The organism is Hungatella sp. SL.1.14 (genome assembly GCF_024460495.1).
In the GTDB taxonomy this organism is placed as follows: domain Bacteria; phylum Bacillota; class Clostridia; order Lachnospirales; family Lachnospiraceae; genus Hungatella; species Hungatella hathewayi.
In genome coordinates, this window is sequence record NZ_JANFYJ010000172.1 from 1 (window position 1) to 389 (window position 389).

Genomic DNA, 389 nt, shown 5'->3' on the forward strand with positions numbered 1-389 from the left:
ATGGATACGTCCGCCGCTCTCCGTCTCCGGAACACGCTGGACGCGGTGAACACCGCTCTCGTATTTTAACTTGGAGTAAGCGCCTTTTCCGGTGACCATGGCCACCTCTTCCTTAAAGCCACCGATTCCGTTCTCATTGACACTGATCAGCTCCACTTTCCAGTGCTGGCTCTCAGAATAATTGACGTAAATGCGGTACAGTTCAGCTGCAAACAGGGCAGCCTCGTCTCCTCCCGCACCGGCACGGATTTCCAGAATGATATTTTTGTCATCATTCGGATCTTTGGGAAGAAGAAGGATCTTCAGTTCCTGCTCCAGCGCTTCGATCTGCTTCTTCGAATCAGATAATTCTTCCTTTGCCAGTTCACGCATCTCTTCGTCATTTTCTT

At 50.1% G+C, this 389-nt stretch carries 1 protein-coding gene; it reads right to left on the reverse strand.

The features are described 5' to 3' along the window. The coding region (locus NE473_RS30535; RefSeq protein WP_256265588.1) for a PCRF domain-containing protein at positions 1 to 389 on the reverse strand (389 nt) is incomplete at both ends.